Source organism: Aestuariibaculum marinum, from assembly GCF_014596975.1.
GTDB lineage: Bacteria > Bacteroidota > Bacteroidia > Flavobacteriales > Flavobacteriaceae > Aestuariibaculum > Aestuariibaculum marinum.
Genome location: NZ_JACVXD010000001.1, coordinates 312,899 through 332,725 on the forward strand (window position 1 = coordinate 312,899; position 19,827 = coordinate 332,725).

General features: G+C 35.3%; 15 protein-coding genes. 2 read left to right on the forward strand and 13 right to left on the reverse strand.

The annotated features are described in order from the left end of the window. Position 1: 1 nt before the first annotated feature. The 12 genes from ICJ85_RS01425 to ICJ85_RS16640 form a co-directional block, all read right to left on the reverse strand. Entirely contained in the window at positions 2–1,411 is a 1,410-nt protein-coding gene (locus tag ICJ85_RS01425; RefSeq protein WP_188221984.1) for a tyrosine-type recombinase/integrase, read from the reverse strand. A 113-nt stretch (positions 1,412–1,524) separates the two neighbouring features. Further along, positions 1,525–2,265, reverse strand: a complete 741-nt coding sequence (locus ICJ85_RS01430; RefSeq protein ID WP_188221985.1) for a YebC/PmpR family DNA-binding transcriptional regulator — start codon at positions 2,263–2,265, stop codon at positions 1,525–1,527. A gap of 126 nt (positions 2,266–2,391) precedes the next feature. Continuing rightward, a complete protein-coding gene (locus tag ICJ85_RS01435) occupies positions 2,392–2,688 on the reverse strand; it encodes a 4a-hydroxytetrahydrobiopterin dehydratase (protein ID WP_188221986.1) in 297 nt (98 codons plus the stop codon). A gap of 64 nt (positions 2,689–2,752) precedes the next feature. Then, positions 2,753–3,589: a sugar nucleotide-binding protein gene (locus ICJ85_RS01440; protein ID WP_188221987.1), complete on the reverse strand. Its 837-nt coding sequence runs from the start codon at positions 3,587–3,589 to the stop codon at positions 2,753–2,755. A 17-nt stretch (positions 3,590–3,606) separates the two neighbouring features. Next, entirely contained in the window at positions 3,607–4,689 is a 1,083-nt protein-coding gene (gcvT, locus tag ICJ85_RS01445; RefSeq protein ID WP_188221988.1) for a glycine cleavage system aminomethyltransferase GcvT, read from the reverse strand. Positions 4,690–4,799: 110 nt separating this feature from the next. Then, entirely contained in the window at positions 4,800–5,039 is a 240-nt protein-coding gene (locus tag ICJ85_RS01450) for a CBU_0592 family membrane protein (RefSeq protein WP_188221989.1), read from the reverse strand. Continuing rightward, positions 5,040–5,600: a sugar O-acetyltransferase gene (locus ICJ85_RS01455; RefSeq protein WP_188221990.1), complete on the reverse strand. Its 561-nt coding sequence runs from the start codon at positions 5,598–5,600 to the stop codon at positions 5,040–5,042. It abuts the gene before it with no gap. A 77-nt stretch (positions 5,601–5,677) separates the two neighbouring features. Next, positions 5,678–7,315 carry a sulfatase family protein gene (locus ICJ85_RS01460; protein ID WP_188221991.1) on the reverse strand — a complete coding sequence of 546 codons (1,638 nt, stop codon included), beginning with the start codon at positions 7,313–7,315 and terminating at the stop codon, positions 5,678–5,680. 114 nt (positions 7,316–7,429) lie between these two features. Further along, positions 7,430–8,722, reverse strand: coding sequence for a threonine synthase (gene thrC, locus ICJ85_RS01465; RefSeq protein WP_188221992.1), 1,293 nt, complete (start codon positions 8,720–8,722; stop codon positions 7,430–7,432). 26 nt (positions 8,723–8,748) lie between these two features. Next, positions 8,749–9,672 (reverse strand): homoserine kinase, encoded by a 924-nt coding sequence (locus ICJ85_RS01470; protein WP_188222459.1) that lies wholly within the window; start codon positions 9,670–9,672, stop codon positions 8,749–8,751. Positions 9,673–9,781: 109 nt separating this feature from the next. After that, positions 9,782–12,229: a bifunctional aspartate kinase/homoserine dehydrogenase I gene (gene thrA / locus ICJ85_RS01475; RefSeq protein WP_188221993.1), complete on the reverse strand. Its 2,448-nt coding sequence runs from the start codon at positions 12,227–12,229 to the stop codon at positions 9,782–9,784. A gap of 83 nt (positions 12,230–12,312) precedes the next feature. After that, positions 12,313–12,444, reverse strand: a complete 132-nt coding sequence (locus ICJ85_RS16640; RefSeq protein WP_262891393.1) for a hypothetical protein — start codon at positions 12,442–12,444, stop codon at positions 12,313–12,315. A gap of 181 nt (positions 12,445–12,625) precedes the next feature. On the opposite strand from ICJ85_RS16640, the gene ICJ85_RS01480 reads away from it, so the two are divergent. Further along, positions 12,626–14,170 carry an NAD(P)H-hydrate dehydratase gene (locus ICJ85_RS01480; protein ID WP_188221994.1) on the forward strand — a complete coding sequence of 515 codons (1,545 nt, stop codon included), beginning with the start codon at positions 12,626–12,628 and terminating at the stop codon, positions 14,168–14,170. A 64-nt stretch (positions 14,171–14,234) separates the two neighbouring features. Here the strand turns inward: ICJ85_RS01480 and ICJ85_RS01485 are convergent, their stop codons facing one another. Next, positions 14,235–15,611: a TlpA family protein disulfide reductase gene (locus ICJ85_RS01485; protein WP_188221995.1), complete on the reverse strand. Its 1,377-nt coding sequence runs from the start codon at positions 15,609–15,611 to the stop codon at positions 14,235–14,237. 728 nt (positions 15,612–16,339) lie between these two features. Here ICJ85_RS01485 and ICJ85_RS01490 point away from each other — a divergent pair. Further along, on the forward strand, positions 16,340–19,822 hold the full coding sequence (locus ICJ85_RS01490) for a T9SS type A sorting domain-containing protein (RefSeq protein WP_188221996.1): 3,483 nt from the start codon (positions 16,340–16,342) through the stop codon (positions 19,820–19,822). Positions 19,823–19,827 lie beyond the last annotated feature (5 nt).

Here is a 19,827-nt window from a genome sequence, read left to right on the forward strand (position 1 = left end):
ATTATTTCCAAGATTTTATATATTCACTTTGTTGTAAAGTATCATCAATTAAAATAAAACCTTCAGGAGTCCATTTAGCAATACTTTCACGGTAACCGCTTTCAGTATGAACTTTCACTTGGTATTCACCTTGTTTTTTGGGGTAATCATCTTCTATATCTATAAAGTTAGTATTTCCCATAATTAACTCTTCTTTTGTGTTATTAGGTGTATTTTTACCATCATTAAATAAGTCATTCATTGTTTGATACTCCATTTCCTGATAAAAGTCTTTAAGATAATGCTGTGTAGTAGCAAGCTTTGTATGACCTAATAATTTTGATATCATTAAAATATCAATTTTATTTTTAACAGCATAATCAGCGAAGCTGTGCTTAGCCATATGGAGGTTTAATTCTTTCCCGAATTCCATATGCTTATCAATTTGCTTTAATGATCTATTTAGAGCATTATTTCTTATGTAAATGCGGTATTCCTGTTCTTTAACTGTTGATTCCTCGTAGCCGTAAAGAGGAGGGAAGACATATTTATCATTTTTACCCTTATACTTTTCTAGGATTCCTTTTGCGCCACCAATTAAAGGTATGGTTCTTCGAGATCCGGAACGGTTCTTGGATTTGTTCATGGTGTATATGATCTCGTTTTCAGAAACATTTTTCCATTCCAGTTTACACATATCAGTGAATCTCATTCCGGCAGTATAGAAGGAGAATAGAAACATGTCCTTTGCTGTAACCATTCCTTTGAAGCGCTTATGAATATTGAACTTAATAAGTTTCTGGATTTGCTCATAGGTCAATGAATCCTTTTCTGTATTCTCAGTAACTATTTCATAACCTTTAATGGGATTCTTATCAATAATACCAAGCTTTACAGCTTTGTTAAGTGTGGCATATATAGCTTTGAAGTTTGATGCTACTGTATTTACAGAATTACCTTCCTTCAGCAAGTAGTTCTCATAATCTTTGGCCCAGGTAGGAGAGAGGTCCGAAAAAGAAATAAATGATGCGAATTTTTTAAGCTTTGTTAAATATACCTGGTTTGTTTTTGCGGAGCGATGTTTTTTCTTCAGATCCATTTCCTGAATTATCTGATCATAGAAATCTAAGAAAGAGGAGGAATCGTATTGTTTGGAGTTTTTATAGATCTGAAGGAGACGTTTAGCAGATACTTCTCGATTCTTGTAATAGACACTTTGAACATTATTTAATAATGACGTTAGTTCTGCGTTTAATTGCTCTTCAAATTGATGTTTTTTTATGAGCTGCTTTTTAGGATCCCATTGCGTTTTTAGAACCGAAACTTTTGAATCAATGTATTGAACATCATTTTTAGAAGTTTCTAATTTAAGACGAATTGAAAAGGTTCCGTTTTGCTTCTTATATGTGTTTAAATAATACTTGAAATTCATTAGTTCGTAATTTGTTCGAAATCCTATAAAAAATAAATAATTATAAACGATTATAAAAAATAAACCCCTGCTGTAATAGCAAGGGTTTTCAGCTTATCTATTGATTTTACTGACTATTCCTCTTGCATGGTGTGGTATACATTCTGTACGTCATCGTCTTCCTCAAGTTTTTCTAAAAGCTTTTCAACATCTGCAACTTCTTCACCCGAAAGTGGCTTCGTTACTTGCGGAATACGCTCGAAACCTGATGATAATATTTCAATGTTATTTTCTTCTAAATACGCTTGAATTTTTCCAAAGCTTTCAAAAGGTGCATAAATCATTACGCTAGTAACTTCATTTCCATCAGCATCTTCATCTGTATCTTCAAAAATTTCTTCAACACCAAAATCAATGAGTTCTAACTCAAGTTCTTCCATGTCCAGACCGTCAGCTTTTACTTTAAAATTACACGTGTGGTCGAACATGAATACAACCGAACCTGAAGTTCCTAAACTTCCGTCACATTTATTAAAATAACTTCGAACGTTAGCGACTGTTCTTGTATTGTTATCGGTTGCGGTTTCAACCAAAACTGCAATACCATGAGGCGCATAACCTTCAAAAATAACTTCTTTATAATCTCCTTGACTTTTATCTGAAGCTCTTTTAATGGCACGCTCAATATTGTCCTTTGGCATGTTTACCGATTTGGCATTCTGAATAACAGCTCTTAAACGCGAATTGCTATCCGGATCGGGACCGCCTTCTTTTACTGCCATTACAATATCTTTACCAATACGCGTAAACGCTTTACTCATTGCGGACCAGCGTTTCATTTTACGTGCTTTTCTAAACTCAAAAGCTCTTCCCATATTATAAAATCTTTATATGAAAGTCATTTATAGAATGACTTATTAAGGTTGTTATTTTTAATCTTCGACTGCAAATTTAAAAAAATCTACAAAGCATGTGCATTAGATTTTAAATTGTTGCAAGTTTTAATCTTCATCTTCCGGTTCTACAATTGCTTCTATGGCTTTTGCTAATGCAAAATCTTTATCGGTTACGCCATGAGCGGAGTGTGTAGAAAGGGAAATGGTTAAGACGTTGTAGGTATTAGACCAGTCTGGATGATGATTTAATGCTTCACATTCAAAAGCAATACGACTCATAGCACTGAAGCAGTCTTTAAAGTTGTCGAATTCAAATTCGGCATGAATGGCATCGTCATAATAGTCCCATTCTGGTAGGTGTAATAAACGTTTTTCAATATCTTGTTCTGATAATTTGCTCATAATGTGTGGTTTTTAATAGGGTTATAATTAGCTACAATGTACTAATTAAGAATTGCAAAATCAATTATATTTCTAACTCTGTTAAAATTTCCTGACTTAATAATTGTAGATTTTTAGGAAGCATATTGTATTTGGGTAAAACCGCTAAATACCTATCGTCGTTTGTTGTGTAAACCCTTTTATAAATCGCTTTTTTGAGTCCTGAAACATTAATAATATCTTTGATAAACTCATCGTGATGCACTAGGTCGGTACTTCCCAAATGAAACACGCCAGATTTGTTCCGGTTGATGATATAGTGAATCTGTTGTGTCACTTTAGTGTGCGTGGTGACATTCATAATTAAATTAGGAAATATTTCAACCGGTTCTTTATCACTAATAAGTTGTGCAATTTCTTTCAGTCGTGGACAATAAGGTCCGAAAACCATGGGTAATCGTAGTATCGCAACTTTCTTTTTAGGCAGTCGAAGCAGCATGTTTTCAATTTTTATTTTGAAATGCCCGTAAATGCTATTGCTTAAGGTTTTATCTTCTTCATAACTGGGGTATTTGCTATATGCATCAAACACATTGGCAGAGGATAAAAAGATAAATTTGGTTTTATGATTACTTATGTATTCGGCAACATGTTTATGTGCTATAAACTGAGCAGAAAAATCGCCTCGAAGTGCTGAAATAATAATACTTGGTTTTACAATATCGAGAATTTCGTAGATATCGTCCTCTTCAATGTTATATTGAAAGAAATGCTGATTTTTATCAAATTGAGGATTCTCTGTATTATAGGTGCCGAAGGTGTTAAAATAGGGGCATAGCTCTTTGTAGATTGCATGGCCTAAAAAACCGCTAGCCCCTAATATTAGTATTCTATGTTTTACTTCGTTCGGCAACCGTTTCATAACATAGAATTTAGAATTTATGCCTTATAAAAAGGTAGTTTTACCACAGTTGCAGGAACTGCATTTTTACGTATTTGAATGTGAATTTTACTTCCTACAGAAGTTAATTCGGTCGGTACATAACCTAAACCAATACCTTTGCTTAAACTTGGCGACATGGTTCCTGATGTTACATTTCCAATTTTATTTCCTTCAGCATCCACGATATCGTAACCTTGACGCGGAATGCCACGCTCGTCTAATTCGAAGGCTACTAATTTACGTGATGGACCATTTTCTTTTTGAGCTTTTAAAGCTTCAGAATTTGTAAAGTCTTTTGTGAATTTTGTAATCCAGCCTAAACCAGCTTCAATAGGAGAGGTGGTGTCGTCTATATCATTTCCGTAAAGACAGTATCCCATTTCTAAACGAAGGGTGTCACGAGCCGCTAAACCAATAGGTTTAATTCCGAAGTCGGCACCGGCTTCAAATACCTTATCCCATACCTGTTGTACGTCTTCATTTTTTACGTAGATTTCAAATCCACCACTTCCGGTATATCCGGTTGCAGAGATGATTACGTTATCGATACCAGCAAAATCACCAACTTCAAAAGAATAAAATTTTATAGCTGATAAATCGTGACTTGTTAAGCTTTGCATTGCTTCAATAGCTTTTGGCCCCTGAATCGCTAATAACGAGTATTCATCACTTAGGTTACGCATCTCAGCACCTACATCGTTTTTAGATTGAATCCAGTTCCAGTCTTTTTCAATATTACTGGCGTTAACCACTAATAAATATTGCTCGTCCTTTATCTTGTAAATAATTAAATCGTCTACAATTCCACCATTATCGTTCGGCATACAGCTGTATTGGGCTTTACCAATGGTTAATTTAGCAGCATCGTTACTCGATACTTTTTGTATTAAAGCTAGCGCATGTTCACCTTCAATTAAAAACTCACCCATGTGAGACACATCAAAAACACCAACAGCATTTCTTACGGTTTCGTGTTCAATATTTACTCCTTCATATTGCACAGGCATGTTATATCCTGCGAAAGGCACCATTTTAGCACCTAGAGCAACGTGAGTTTCTGTTAAGGCTGTATTTTTCATTTACGTAATATTTTAGTTTGTTCCGCAAATGTATTGAAATTTTATAGATCCCTCTTTTTATCAAAAGTTAAAAAGAACTTAAGATTCAATGCCTAAAAATGAAAAATGAACTATTTTAATTTTCTATATCTGAAAAGTGTCAGTAATGATACCAACGCCCAAACACCTTCCAGAATAATAAATGGCCAGTAATTCAATAGGATGGAAGCTAAACATGCTGATGATGCACCAATAAAATTCAGAAGAATAAATGCTACGTGGGTATTTGAAATTTTATTGGTAACATTTAAAATATAAGCGAGGAGTATTAATGATACGCCTACGAAGCCAATCCAATCTGTTAAATTCATTTAGTTCTCTTGATTTAATTGTTTTACAACTTTTGCAGGATTACCAACAGCCAGACAATCGGAAGGGATGTCTTTAGTTACTACTGAACCTGCACCAATAACAGACCGGTCGCCAATGGCTACACCCGGACAAATTGTGGCGTGTCCACCAATCCAGCATTCTTCTCCAATAGTTACGGGTCTAACGTCTTCCCAGACACGTCGATCTTTAATGTTAAGTGGGTGTCGTGCCGTATAAATATGAACGCCAGGCGCAATTAATGTTTTTCTCCCAATAGTTACTTTGGCGCCATCGAGGATGACAGCTCCGAAATTGATAAACACACCATCACCGGCAAAAATGTTTTCGCCATAATCGCAATGAAAAGGAGGTTCTAGGTGAATGTTTTTGGCTGAGTTTGGACATAATTCATTAATGGTATCCTGAAATTTATCGGTGTAATATTCGGTAACATTAAGTTTGTGGAGAATGTGTTTTATTTTAGTTCTGATGTCAATCATTTCGTCGCAATGGGCGTCAAACGGTTCGCCGGCAAGCATTTTTTCTTTTTCTGTTTTCATGAGTAAAAGTTGAGATATAAAGTTAGTTGATATGCTGAAATAAAAAAAGCGTTCCATTTGAAACGCCTTTTTTAAAATTAATGATGATTTCTTTTGTCTTTATATCGGTCTATAAATTTTTGATCTAACTCATCAGAGTCTTTGTATTTTTTACGCATATCAGCTAACTCCTTTTTTAGTTTTATAACGGTGTCGGCATATTCTGGGTTATTATAAACGTTATTCATTTCCTTAGGATCGTTTTTAAGGTCGTATAATTCCCATTCATCCACATCGTAATAAAATTGAATTAATTTGAATTCTTTGGTAGCAATGCCGTAGTGGCGTTTTACGGCGTGCTCAGCAGGGTATTCGTAATAATGGTAATACACGCCATCACGCGTCCATTCTTCGGTTTTACCAGTTAGTAATGGCATTAAACTTTCACCTTGCATATCGTTGGGAATTGAAATTCCAGCCGCTTCTAAAAAGGTTTGTGCAAAGTCTAAATTTTGAACCATTTCATCGCTTGTAATTCCAGGTTTTATTTGGTTTGGCCATTTTATCATTAAAGGTGTTCTGAAGGATTCATTGTACATAAAACGCTTATCGAACCAACCATGTTCACCTAAATAAAAACCTTGATCGGACGTATAAACCACAATGGTATTGTCCTCTAAGTTGTTCTCTTCCAAATAATCTAAAACACGACCGATATTCTCATCAACTGTAGAAATACAGGCTAAGTAATCCTGCATATAACGTTGGTATTTCCATCGCATTTTATCTTCTTTCGTCATTGTAGGCCAATGGTCTTTAAAGTCTTTATTGATAGCGTCTAAAATAGGCATATACAAGGCTTTTTGCTCTTCATTCATTCTTGAGAAATCACCATGGTTAAACATGCCTGTATTTCTCTTATCGGTGTTTGCTCCCAAAGCGTCAACAGTTTCAGGAAACACTTTAAGGTCGTAAGAGAGTAACATGTGATTTAGAATATTCATCTCTGCAGTTTTAGCTGCTGTTCCTCTATTGGTATAATCATCGAATAAAGACTCAGGCTCAGGGAAGCTTCGTTTTGAATAAGCCTTAAATTTGTCCGGTTTAGGCCACCAGGCTCTATGTGGGGCTTTGTGCAGATACATTAGTAGGAATGGCTTTGTGGTGTCACGCTTTTTATCCATCCATTCAATAGACATATCTGTGATGATATCTGTCGCATAGCCTTCTTTGTTTACTCTTTCTCCGGTTGTGGTAATAAAATCAGGGTTGATGTAATTACCTTGTCCCGGAAGAATCATGAATTCATCGACTCCTTTGGGACTGTTTCCAAAATGAAGTTTTCCAAACATTGCGGTTTGATAACCCGCCTTTTGAAATAATTGTGGGAATGTAATCTGAGTCGTGTCAAAAGGGGACAGGTTATCTATTTTTCCGTTAATATGTGTGTGCTTACCGGTAAGGATTGTTGCTCTGGAAGGCGCACATATAGAGTTGGTAACCGAGGCATTGGTAAATAAAATTCCATCGTTAGCTATGCGATCGATATTGGGAGTTGTGGTTAGCTTATCACTATACGCACTTATGGCTTGATAAGCATGATCATCGGACATGATAAAGATGATATTGGGTCGCTTAGCTATGACCTTAGTTTTGTCTTGATTTTTATTGGTTTTACCACAGGAAACGAATAAGGCAATAGATAAGGTTAGGGGTAAAAGTTGTTTAAAATTCATGGTTGATTTTAAGTAGAATATTTTGAAAGTTTTAGTTTGAGGGGTAAATATAAACATTCAAAGGTATTCTTTGGAGCAAAAAAAAGCGTTTCACTTTTGAAACGCTTGTTGGTATTATTTTAAAAGGAAATTTTTTAAATCATCGTAAGTAGAAATAACTAAAGATTCCTTTTTCTTATCCATTACATCTTGAATTTGCTCCGGTAATGGTTGTTTTTCTTTTATAACCTCTTCAACTACATCTAAGAATTTTGTTGGGTGTGCAGTTTCTAAAAACACACAATGTGCATCAGGTTGTTCTTTTAAATAATCTTTACAACCTAAATACCCCACAGCGCCATGAGGATCGGCAACGTAGTTGTAGTTCTTATACATTTCCAGCATCGCTTCTTTCGTTTCTTCATCAGAATAACTAAAAGACGACAAATTCTCTTTTAAATGTTCAAAATCATTTTTGTAAATCTCTTGAATACGAATAAAATTGCTAGGAGCACCAACATCCATGGCGTTACTAATGGTTTGCACCGATGGTTTTGGTTCGTATAACTTAGAAATTAAATAACGAGTTACAACATTATTAGCGTTGTTTGAGGCTACAAAATGTTTGATGGGTAAACCTAATTGTTGCGCCATCATTCCTGCGCAGATGTTACCAAAGTTTCCGCTTGGTACTGAGAAGACAATATCTTTATACTGCTTGTGTAATTGCTTGTAGGCAAACATAAAATAGAATAATTGTGGTAACCATCTAGCGACATTAATAGAGTTAGCCGATGTTAGCTGCATTTGGCTCGTTAAGCTTTCATCTAAAAACGCTGTTTTTACCATCGCCTGGCAATCATCAAACGTCCCGTTAACCTCTAATGCCTTAATATTTTGCCCGAGTGTAGTTAATTGTTTTTCCTGAATATCACTCACTTTTCCACTAGGATATAAAATAACCACATTTACACCTTTAACCCCTAAGAAGCCATTGGCTACAGCGCCACCAGTATCACCAGATGTCGCTACTAAAACAGTAACTTCTTTGTCGTTATTCTGGTTAAAATAGCCTAAGCAACGCGCCATAAAACGTGCACCAACATCTTTAAAGGCCATGGTTGGCCCGTGAAATAACTCAAGCGTAGAAATGTTATCATTTAACTTCACCACAGGGAAATCGAAAGACAATGTTTCTTCAACAATGGTTTTTAAAGTATCTTCAGGAATTTCCGGAGAGACAAATTGCTTAATGGCTTCAAAAGCAATTTCAGAATATGATAGATTATCAATAGTATCGAAAAAGGACTTTGGGAGCGGCGTTATACTTTCTGGGAAATATAAGCCTTTATCAGGAGCCAATCCTTTTATCACGGCATCTTTAAAAGATGTATTTGGTGCTTGTTGATTTAATGAGTAATAGTTCATTGTATTATCAAATTAATGATGAATAGTTAGTTTAATACTTTAATTCCTGAGGTGTTAATTTTAGTCACGTGGATATCGAAATCGATGTCTGTATTCGCGTAGACTTGACTCATTGCATCTTTTACCTTTTCTGCAGTTTCTAAGCCTTGACTTAAAGAAAATATTGAAGGGCCAGATCCTGAAATGCCAGCGCCTAAAGCACCTGCAGAGATTACAGCTTGTTTGACTTCGTTGTAATGTGGAATCAATTGACTTCGGTATGGCTCCACAATGACATCATTTAATGAACGTTGAATTAAACCATAATCGCTGGTATGTAACCCATGAATTAAACTTCCGAAATTTGCCCATTGTGTAATGGCATTACTTAATGCTACTTCTTTTGGAAGGATAGCACGGGCTTCAGAGGTTTTAATTTCAATTTGCGGATGAATGATAGTAGCGTATAAATCTTGAGGCGAAGGGATTTCTAAAATCTCTAACGGACTAATACTTTTCACTAAGGTAAAACCACCAAACATAGCAGGAGCTAGGTTGTCGGCATGTTCGCATTTACTAGCTAAAGCTTCACCTTTAATAGCAAATTCGGTTAACTGTGTTTTGTTAAACGGACGACCGATAAGCTCATTCATACCAAATACAGAACCAACAGCACTTGCGGCACTGCTACCAATGCCACTTCCAGGTTTTATGTTTTTGTAAATTTCAATTTCGAAGCCATAATCAACATCGATAGCGTCATACATGGCTAGAGCAGAAACACCGGCAACATTTTCTTCAGCTTTGTATGGTAAATCGAATCCTTCAATGTTCGTGATATGAATCCCTTTTCGTTCAACCTTACGAATAACCATCTCGTCTCCAACACTGTCCAGGCAAAAGCCTAACACATCGAAACCACAAGCTACATTGGCCACAGTGGCAGGTGAAAATATTCTTATTTCGTTCATTTTTTCTAATAAATAGTTCTCAGCAGCACTAGAGCAAAAGCTGGAATTTTGTTTGTGTAATGTCATCTGGTTTAGTTTTAGAGTTTGACTATTTCTATTCAGATAACAATTAATTATTTCCAATTCTTATAATATCGGCAAACAAACCAGAAGCGGTAACATCAGCACCGGCCCCAGCACCTTTAATAATCATGGGTTGGTTCGCATAGCGGTTAGTATAGAACATTACGATATTATCACTTCCTTTTAGATTGTAAAATGGGTGATCGCTTGGAATTTCCTGTAAGCTTACACTAGCTTTACCATTATTAAATTGAGCAACATATTTTAACTGACATCCTTTGGCTTTCGCTGAAGCATACAGCGCTTGGTAATGGTCTTCATCAGCTATTAAGGTTTCATAAAAATCATCTACCGTATCACTTTTTAAACCGGCTTCCGACAAGAAAGGTATGTTTTCAATATCTTCTAAATTCATTTCAAAACCACTTTCTCTGGCAAGAATTAAAATTTTTCTAGCCACGTCTACACCACTTAAATCAATTCTTGGATCTGGTTCAGTATAGCCTTCAGCGCCAGCTTGTTTTACAATATCGTAAAACTTAGTGGTATCGTTAAAGTTATTGAATACAAAGTTTAAACTTCCTGATAATACTGCATGGATAGATGTTACTTTATCTCCCGATGCTACTAAGTTGTTGAGTGTATCGATGATTGGTAATCCAGCACCAACATTGGTTTCAAATAAGTAAGGCGCATTATATTTTAGAGATAAACGTTTTAGTAACTTATAATTCTCATAATCGCTGGAACAAGCAATTTTATTACAAGCAACAACGCCTATACTTTGACGTAAATATTTTTCATAAAGAAAAGCGACGTCTTTATTAGCTGTCACATCTACAAAAATGCTGTTGCGTAAGTTTAGTGATTTTGTTTTTTCAAAGAAACCGTCTAAAGAAGCCTGTTCTCCACTTTCAAGTTGCTCTTTCCAATTACTTAAATCAATACCATCCTCGTCGAAAATCATTTTTCTTGAATTCGATAAACCAGCAACACGTAAATTGATTTTTAAATTCTCCTTTAAATATTTACGTTGTTGTTTGATTTGCTCCACCAATTTTTCACCAACATTACCAACACCTGTGATGAAGACGTTAAGTTGCTTGGTTTTAGACTCAAAGAACTGTTCATGTAAGGTATTCAATGCTTTTTTTACATCTTTTTCAGCAATTACGGTAGAGATGTTTTTCTCTGAAGCGCCTTGAGCAATGGCTCTAATATTGATATTGTTTTTTCCTAAGGCACTAAACATTTTACCACTAATGCCTTGGTGGTTCTTCATATTATCTCCAACTAAAGCAATGATTGAAAGTCCTTTTTCAACAATAATTGGATCGATTTTATGCAGTTGAATTTCATTCTCAAATGTCGCATCGATAGCTGTTTTTGCTAAATCGGCATCACTTTCATCAATACCTAAACAAATAGAATGTTCTGATGAAGCTTGGGTTATAAGGATAACATTAATTTTTTCCTGGGATAGGGTTTCAAATAAACGTTTAGAAAATCCAGGAATACCAATCATACCACTCCCTTGTAAAGTAATTAAGGCAATGTTTCCAATATTACTAATTCCTTTTACTACGGAACCATTTACAGGGGCATCGTCGTTAGAAATAACAGTGCCTGCAGCTTCAGGATCTAATGTGTTTTTAATGTGTATTGGAATATTTAAATCTAATACCGGCTGAACGGTTGGCGGGTATAATACTTTCGCTCCAAAATGAGACAATTCCATAGCCTCCTGATACGATATTTTTTCAATCGGGTAGGCCTGTTTTACCAGTTTTGGATTTGTGGTAAACATACCACTTACATCGGTCCAGATTTCTAATTGCTCTACTTTTAAAGCGGCCGCTACAATGGCAGCAGTAAAGTCTGAGCCTCCACGACCTAAAGTCGTTTGCTCTCCTAGTTTAGATTTAGAAATAAATCCTGGAAGAATAGTAATTTGCTGTGAAGCACTATTAAAATAATCCTGAATATTTTTATTAGTTACGTCATATTTAACTTCAGCTTTTGTGAAGTTCGAATTTGTAACGATTAGTTCCTGTGAATTTTTAGAATCTGCTGAAATGCCACGATTTTTCATCGTTTCAGCAATGATATAAGATGATAATAATTCACCAAAACTCACCAATTTATCTGATGTTTTTGGCGATAATTCATTGATTAAAAAGATACCATCTAATAAGCTTTTAAGTGCATTCAGCTTATCGTCTACAAAGGCGATAATTGCAGAACTATCCCCTAAATTAAGTTCATTAATAATGTTAAAATGAATGTCCTTAATCAGGTTGAATGTATCTATATACTGTTGGTCTTTGTTTTGTGCTTGTTTGCCAGCTAGAAGCAATTTGTCTGTAATACCACCAACAGCCGATACCACACATGTGATTGTATCTTTTTTAGAATAGTTTTCTAATATATCTATAACGTTGTTGATGTTTTTCGATGAACCTACAGATGTTCCTCCAAATTTTAAAACTTTCATGTTTTAATAAATTGATTGTTTGGTTAAATATGTTGTTTGGTTGTAATTGTTGAAATTACAAAATGAGCCTGAAGAATATATAATTAGTAACCCCAAGGGGTTGTAATAATTGTAGTTGTACCAAAAATAGTAGTGTATCCTTTTGAAGAAAAAGGATGTGTTGTACTCATATTTTGGGTTAAAAGATTCATTATTTCTGTAATAGTATGTTTCAAAAGTATTATTTTTAATGGTATAAAAAAACAAATTGATTTTTTTTACAGTATTCTTACATTGAGTCGATTTTCATTTAATAAAATTCACGAAAGGAATTAAGAAATGAAAATTTAATAAATAAATTTTAAGATAATATTAAGAGAATTTAAAAGAAGCAACTTACAAACGATAAAGATATAAATGAAAATATTTTCAAATGAACAGATTTATGAAGGTGATCGGTTGACTGTAGAGCGGCAGCAAATAAGCTCTGCAGATCTTATGGAGCGTGCCGGTACAGCTATTTTCAATTGGTTTCATCAGCGAATGCAGGGGGCCCAGGTACCCATTCATATATTTTGTGGTATAGGTAACAATGGCGGGGATGGTCTGGTATTGGCAAGGCATCTTATTCACGATGGTTATAATGTGAAAACCTATATCGTTAATTACAGTGATAAACGTTCTAAAGATTTCTTAATTAATTACGACAGAATTAAGCAGTCTACAAAAGTCTGGCCGACATTACTAAAAGAAGGTGATGACTTTCCTGATATAGGAGAGAAGGATATTATTGTTGATGCCGTTTTCGGTATTGGATTAAATCGACCAATACACCAGTGGGTATTATTATTATTTAAACATTTTGATGAGTCAAGAGCCTTTACTTTATCGGTTGATATTCCTTCGGGGTTGCAAACCAATAAAGTGCCTGAAAGTGATTTGTGTGTCGTGAAAGCAAATTATACCTTAAGTTTTGTCACGCCAAAGCTTGTGTTCTTTTTACCTGAAACAGCAAAATATACAGACCAATGGGAAGTATTAGACATTGGGTTTGATCAACAATATATTTTTGAAACAGAAACCGAAGCTAATTTAATTGGAAAAAATGAAGTTATACCATTATATAGACCTAGAGATAAGTTTTCACATAAAGGAAGTTTTGGACATAGTTTGATTATTGGAGGAAGCTACGGAAAGATTGGCGCGGTAACCTTGGCCAGTAAAGCAGCCCTTACGGTGGGCTCAGGATTGGTAACGGCTTATGTTCCAAAATGTGGCTATATACCTTTGCAATCTGGATTTCCGGAAGCGATGGTAATAACTGATAAAAATGAGGAGAAAATCACGAATATTTCTTTTGTGATTAAGCCTACGGTTATCGGTTTGGGTGTAGGAATTGGGACAGCAACACCAACAATCAATGCTTTGGAAGTGTTTTTTAAAGAAAACAAAACACCCTTGGTAATTGATGCTGATGGTATAAATATATTGTCTAAAGCCCCAGAGTTATTAAAGATTTTACCTCCGGAAACAGTTTTAACACCGCATCCTAAAGAGTTAGAACGATTAATTGGGGGGTGGACGGACGATTTCGATAAGCTTAATAAAGTGAAAACCTTTTCAAAAAAATATAATGTTATTGTAATTATTAAAGGCGCTCATACCATTACTGTTTATCAAGACAAACTTTATATTAATTCTACAGGGAATCCTGGGTTAGCAACAGCTGGGAGTGGCGATGTGTTAACAGGAATAATTACAGGATTAATAGCTCAGGGGTATGATCCGTTGATTGCATCTGTTTTTGGTGTGTATTTACATGGAAAATCAGCAGATATTGCTGTTGAAGATTATGGCTATGAAAGTTTAGTTGCCAGTCATGTTATAAACTACCTTGGAGAAGCTTTTTTAGATTTGTTTCAAAAACCAGAACAAGTTCAGCAAGCAGAACAAACAAAATAAATAATAAGCAAAACTAAAAAAGGCAGCTTTACAGCTGCCTTTTTTAATAGTATATAAGTTGGAATTAAATGTCTAAAGACGTAAATAATTCTGTTAATTCAGGATTTGAAGGTCTTGGAGCGTTTGAGTTAACGATATTTCCATTCGGATCGATTAAGATGAAACGAGGAATTCCATTAATTTGATACTCTTGAACAAATGATGATTTCCAGTCGCTATCAGCAAATAACTGAACTCCTTTAAGTTCCTTTTCAGCAACCATAGATTTCCACTTTTCAAAATCTTTTTGTTGGTCGATTGAGATGCTTACAAATTCAATGTTTTTATCATGAAATTTTTCTTCAACTTCTTTTAAGAAAGGAATTTCACGTTTACATGGTCCGCACCAGGTAGCCCAAACATCAACGTAAACATATTTTCCTTTTAAGTCAGCTAACGATGTTTTACCACCTTCATAATTTACATAATCGGTAAAGTTTGGAGAAGGTTTTCCTTTAGCTAAAGCCATTAACTTATTGTACTTCTCTTTAATAACCTCATTGTTTTCTTCGTTTGTTGAGTTATCAATGTATAAGTTATAAAACGCTTCAACATCCTTTGCGCGACCTATGTATTGGTCTGCGAACTCGAAAGCTAACGTGTTTTTCATTTCTGGAGTTGTAATTGGAGCTATTGTTTTTAAGTAAGCTATACTATAATCTATAGCATCTTTTTCTGCTAATTCCTGTGCTTGTTTTCCGTAATGATTTGATACTAAATTTTTATAGTAGGTAGAATATTTAAAATCTTCTATATTAGAAAAATCTACATTATCTAATTCTTTCAGAAAATCATCAGACACCTTAAATGTTGGATTTTGAGTTAATGCACGATGGGCGTTTTCATAGTTATTATGAAGACTCAAATAGAAATAATTAATGTTTCTTAATTCTTTTGCTTTAAAGGCTTCCGGAAGTCCAGTAGTTTCATTAAGAAGTTTTGTAAGTTCTTCTTTTACTGTGGCTATTTTTGTTTTATAATCCGCTTCATTTAGTTGATATGTCTCTCTCGGATTACCGAATAATTCACCTTCTTCTTTTCTTTTAGCAATTAAGTAATTGTTAATTTCAGCACCTTTTCCTGTAATAGCCAAGGAATTTTGAACATCGTTAATATCGTAATTGATATTTAGGTTGAAACCTGGTTCTACGTAAAGGTAAATAGGTGTCTTTCCGTCGTATAGCGCGTAAAGGTTCTTATTGGTATTTAAAGTGTCCGTAAAGGTGCCGTTATCTGCAACCATTAAATCTTCTTTAACCGAACCGTCAGGTGTATTAATTGTTACTTTAGTATTGGTTTTAAAGTTTGTAATGGTTCCGCCAATAAGCGCATAATCAACTTTAGGCGTTTCTTTACAAGCTATCATAGCAACAGCTGTAGATAAGATGAGTAGTTTTTTCATGTTTGATTTTAGTATTTATGTTCTCAAAAATATAAAATCATGTGGTTTACAAGGCAACTTTCACTTAATATTAACGATTGAATATTACTGGTTTCCTATTATTTTTAAAGTTGCGGTATAGTATAAAAGGTTAGGTTTTGGAGATGAAAGACATTGTTAAAAATCTTTTAATCGTTTAAATGTGCGGATGGTCTAAAAATAAATTTTAAGGTAAAATCTTCTTGCTTAACAGTATTTTATTACATATATTTGTTATAACCCATTCTCTCATATTCTTTTCATATTTATATTATATTCTCTTTAATAGTTAAAAGCGCATTTTGATTAATAGCAGTTTGAAATGCCCTATTTTCATCCTTGTACTATTAAGTTTACTTGAGTAATTTGTTATATAATTACTTTGGTTTATTTTAACTTTTCTTTTGTTGGGTAAAGCGCCCTTAATTTCTATGTATTTTATAGTTTGAACTATTTTTTAGTTCAATCTGTTTAAAATTTACGACTGTTAGGTAATTAAAATGCCCACATGTCACCCTGTTCTAAAAAAGATCTTAACTGTTCCAAACAGTTAGGGTGTTTTGAACTTTACGATTGTTGTGTTAAAATATTTACTAATTAAAACTACTGTTATGTTAATGAACAATTTTACTCAACGATTTACTAATCGAACAGCTTATTGCTGTTGGTTAACAAAGCATGTAAAACGGGCCGCGAGCTTGGTTTTATTCATGCTTTTTTTGTTTAGCGTCACTGCGGTGAAAGCGCAGGTTTTAGTAGATACTAAAACTACAGTTTTAGCTGATTTTGGCGTAGATGGAGATGCTTATCATCAGGAGATTTCTCTTTGGCCAACGGTATCTATTCCTAATCCTACTATTGATCCTAGTTTTATTGATGGAACTGATGACTGGATTGGTCCTGTTCCTAATGGAAACACAACAACTAGTGATGATGATTCTCCTGAAGGATCAGGTGTAATAAAGTACTTGGATGAATTTGGGGCCTATTTACCTGAAGTAAATAAAATTTTATCGGGACTGAACAAAACTGCGGAATTACGGATGAACGCCGATCTTTATTCTGAGCCTGATGGAAACGGAACATGGATTGATGCGGCTTATATAAGAGATAATTACGTAAGTGGTAATAATCAGGATTCCACTGTATTTGCTCAGTCAATAAATAAAAATTTCGATGATCCAAGATCCTGGACATTTAAAACAGGAGATGTTCCTGCAAAGACAGATATTATTGATGTCTTCGGACATTTAAGAAGAGCTCCAGATCCAGGGCCTGGTTTGCCTACAGTTTCAGATAGTGAATATGCTTTTTTAGCAGCTTCAACTGCAGATGCCGATGGAAGTAATCACCTCGATTTTGAATATTATAGAAAGAAAATAGACTTTATAGGTGGGGCTATAGTTTATGAAGATGCGGCTGATGAAGACCCTCTAAACAATATTAATTGCGGGCATAGTACCTACTCTTTTGATGGTACTGGTAATGTGCTTACTCATGGTGATGTATTGTTATCTGTAGATTATCAAGATGGGGGAAGAACAGCGGAAGTAACCTTGTTGGCTTGGATTGACAGAACAGAGTTTCCTAATAATAATGCAATGACTATATTTAATGGTCTTAATGACAGGCCTTTTGATTTTGTTATTTCCAATGATAATTTTACGGCGTGTACGAATGCGTTCGACTCAACTGTTGAGGCCAACTACGGATATGCCCAAATTAAGTTAAGAGAAGATTTAGGACCACTAGTTCCTGATGCTGTACACACCCAACTTAATAATACAGGGACTACAACTGCTCCACCTTGGGGAACTATAGATTCTGGTGGAAATTTAATTATGAATTATCCAACAGATACCTTTGTTGAAATAGCAGTTAATGCAACCCTTCTAGGTTTTGATACACGTTCTACGCCAGGTTGTGATTCCGGTTTAGGAAGTGTAATGGTTAAGTCTAGATCTTCACACTCATGGACTTCTTCCTTAAAAGATATGGGGGGACCTTTTGATTTAGGAGATCAACCGGAATTAAAGGTAGAAATTGCTGGGGGAGCTGCATGTGTAGGTGATAATCCGGTAATATTAACAGCTGATACAACACCAGACGACCCAGGAACATACAGCTATGCTTGGGAATATGATAATAATGGTACTTGGGATTCCGCTCCAGGACCTAATGCCTCCTCTACATACGAGGCAAGCACAGCTTTAGCTGGAACAACAACTTACAGAGTTTTAGTTACAAGACTAGGTGGCTGTACAGCAACTAGTAATGAGGTTGATGTTGTTATAAGTGGACCTCCTGGATTTACTCCTCATGCATTTTCAATATGTGAAAATGAAATTGAAGATATAGAGGAAACAGATTTAAGTGATTATAATGATAATGTGAGAACCAATTCTCTCTTTTCTGTTACTTGGTACAAGGCACCAACTAGAAGTCTTGCTGATGTTATTACTACTATTGGAGATATTATTTTAACACTTGGGGATAATTTGTTTTATGCAAGAATTACAAATAATGTAACAGGTTGTTATGTTGATACGCAATTAACTTTAACTATTGATGAGCAGGCTACGGTATCTGATGCTACGGATGCGTTCTGTGATGCGGATCAAAGTGATACGACATTATCAGATTATGATGCCGAGGTTGGAAATGGAGACAGTGTTGTTTGGTATAGCGATATAGCTCGCACGATGATGGTTACCACCACAGGAGATTTAAGTGTAGGATCACATACTTTCTATGCAAGAGTAACCAATAGCAATGAGTGTTATGAAGACGCTGAGTTAGTGATTACCATTTACGCACAGCCAGATGTAGATGATGCTACGGATGCGTTCTGTGATGCGGATCAAAGTGATACGACATTATCAGATTATGATGCCGAGGTTGGAAATGGAGACAGTGTTGTTTGGTATAGCGATATAGCTCGCACGATGATGGTTACCACCACAGGAGATTTAAGTGTAGGATCACATACTTTCTATGCAAGAGTAACCAATAGCAATGAGTGTTATGAAGACGCTGAGTTAGTGATTACTATAAATGAAAATCCTTCATGTACAGCAGGTAACGACCCAGCACAATGTCCTGGTGCATTAGATATTAATGTTTGGGTGACTCCAACTACAGGAGATGTTGCCGATTATGATTTTGAATGGACAGGGCCTGGAGCAGCATATTTAGATGATACAACGTCACCAACACCTGTATTCTTGAATAGTGGGGTTTTACCAGGAGATTACTACCTTGAAGTTGAAATTACAAATAAAGTGACTTTATGTTCAAGCACATGTAATACAACGGTAACCATTCAGGATTGTGTAGTAGATTGCGGAACAGCATTTGGGGTTGCTATTACACCTGAGGGAGAAGTTGATGATTCTATAAGCAGATGTTTCCGTCTTGATGGATTCAGCCGCTGGGGATGGACCAACTTTATTTCAGATTTTGGAACCTATACTTTAGAACTTTATCAAGGAGCAGGTAAATGTGACTTGAATAAAGGAACTTATGTAGGTACTGCAACCGTTACATATTCTCAAATAGGACTTACCGATGAAGGTGAAGTAAATGTAGTTTATGATATGGCGCCAGGTTACGGATTAGATGAAGTACACTTGTATATTGGCTGCGAAATGTATCCGGAGAAAAAAGAAACTCCAACAGTAGCTCCAGGTCAGTATACCTTTGTTGCTGGCAATCTGGAACATGCAGATATATGGACTTCAGATAATGCAACCATTTCAGCAACAGGAGGCTTCTATGTCATAGCGCATTCCGTTGCCTGTGGAGAGGAAATTCCTGAAGGTAGTTTTATTCCAACATCACCAATGGAACACGGTAGTTTCAATGGAGGTACTGATGCAGATTGTGAAGTTGATGTTGTTTGGGGTAAAGTAACAGACTCTAAAGTAGATGTTACAGCCTATCCAGTACCTTATGAAAATGAGGTTAATATTAGCTACAAGTTTGAGTATGATACTGATGTTAATATCGATATTTTTGATCTGAAAGGCGCTTTAATTAAAAGAGCAGCTAACACCAATTATATGAAAGGTGTTCGTGAGCAAACCAAGTTCGATTTATCTCATGTAGACGACCAGATGTTGTTGGTTAGATTAACAACAGCGAAAGGTACCATAGTTAAGAAAATTGTTTCAAGCAAGAAGCAAAAGCATTAGAAAAT

Coding starts and splice junctions, on each gene's coding strand:
- ICJ85_RS01490 (WP_188221996.1), top strand. CDS start 16,340: ATGCTTTTTTTGTTTAGCGTCACTGCGGTGAAAGCGCAGGTTTTAGTA.
- thrA (WP_188221993.1), bottom strand. CDS start 12,229: ATGAAAGTTTTAAAATTTGGAGGAACATCTGTAGGTTCATCGAAAAAC.
- ICJ85_RS01485 (WP_188221995.1), bottom strand. CDS start 15,611: ATGAAAAAACTACTCATCTTATCTACAGCTGTTGCTATGATAGCTTGT.
- gcvT (WP_188221988.1), bottom strand. CDS start 4,689: ATGAAAAATACAGCCTTAACAGAAACTCACGTTGCTCTAGGTGCTAAA.
- ICJ85_RS01460 (WP_188221991.1), bottom strand. CDS start 7,315: ATGAATTTTAAACAACTTTTACCCCTAACCTTATCTATTGCCTTATTC.
- ICJ85_RS01470 (WP_188222459.1), bottom strand. CDS start 9,672: ATGAACGAAATAAGAATATTTTCACCTGCCACTGTGGCCAATGTAGCT.
- ICJ85_RS01480 (WP_188221994.1), top strand. CDS start 12,626: ATGAAAATATTTTCAAATGAACAGATTTATGAAGGTGATCGGTTGACT.
- ICJ85_RS01450 (WP_188221989.1), bottom strand. CDS start 5,039: ATGAATTTAACAGATTGGATTGGCTTCGTAGGCGTATCATTAATACTC.
- ICJ85_RS01425 (WP_188221984.1), bottom strand. CDS start 1,411: ATGAATTTCAAGTATTATTTAAACACATATAAGAAGCAAAACGGAACC.
- ICJ85_RS01440 (WP_188221987.1), bottom strand. CDS start 3,589: ATGAAACGGTTGCCGAACGAAGTAAAACATAGAATACTAATATTAGGG.
- ICJ85_RS01455 (WP_188221990.1), bottom strand. CDS start 5,600: ATGAAAACAGAAAAAGAAAAAATGCTTGCCGGCGAACCGTTTGACGCC.
- ICJ85_RS01435 (WP_188221986.1), bottom strand. CDS start 2,688: ATGAGCAAATTATCAGAACAAGATATTGAAAAACGTTTATTACACCTA.
- thrC (WP_188221992.1), bottom strand. CDS start 8,722: ATGAACTATTACTCATTAAATCAACAAGCACCAAATACATCTTTTAAA.
- ICJ85_RS01430 (WP_188221985.1), bottom strand. CDS start 2,265: ATGGGAAGAGCTTTTGAGTTTAGAAAAGCACGTAAAATGAAACGCTGG.